Below are 510 nucleotides of genomic sequence, written 5' to 3'. Positions count from 1 at the left end.
GATGACTACCCTACCCCAGACGGTACGGGTATGCGCGACTATATCCATGTGATGGATTTGGCGGAAGGCCATGTGGCGGCCATGCAGGCGAAAAGCGATGTGTCGGGCGTACACCTGTTTAATTTGGGTTCGGGACGTGCTTATTCGGTATTGGAAATCATCCGTGCCTTTGAGGCAGCCTCCGGTTTGACTATTCCGTTCCAAATCAAACCGCGTCGCGATGGCGATTTGGCCTGTTTCTACGCCGATCCCGCCTACACCAAAGCGCAGACCGGTTGGGAAACCAAGCGCGATTTGGCGCAGATGATGGAAGACTCATGGCGTTGGGTCAGCAACAACCCAAATGGCTACGACGATTAAGTTGACCTGATACAGGCCGTCTGAAAGAGATATTTTCAGACGGCCTCTTTATCTGAAAAACACACTTTCTGTCTGTTATAATCTGTTTATATTATTTTGACTATCCTCTGAAACTTATGAAAAAAATCCTTGTTACCGGCGGCGCGGGCT

1 protein-coding gene is annotated in these 510 nt (G+C 49.8%); it reads left to right on the top strand.

Going from position 1 to position 510, the window contains the following annotated elements:
* The coding region (locus ACTHUM_RS18755; RefSeq protein ID WP_440403789.1) for an NAD-dependent epimerase/dehydratase family protein at positions 1–360 on the top strand (360 nt) is incomplete at its 5' end.
* Between the last annotated feature and the right edge of the window lie 150 nt (positions 361–510).

The sequence above is a fragment of the Neisseria sp. P0021.S006 genome, assembly GCF_051956895.1.
Note: the sequence above shows the minus strand (reverse complement) of the source record. Positions and strands in the feature narration are given on the sequence as shown.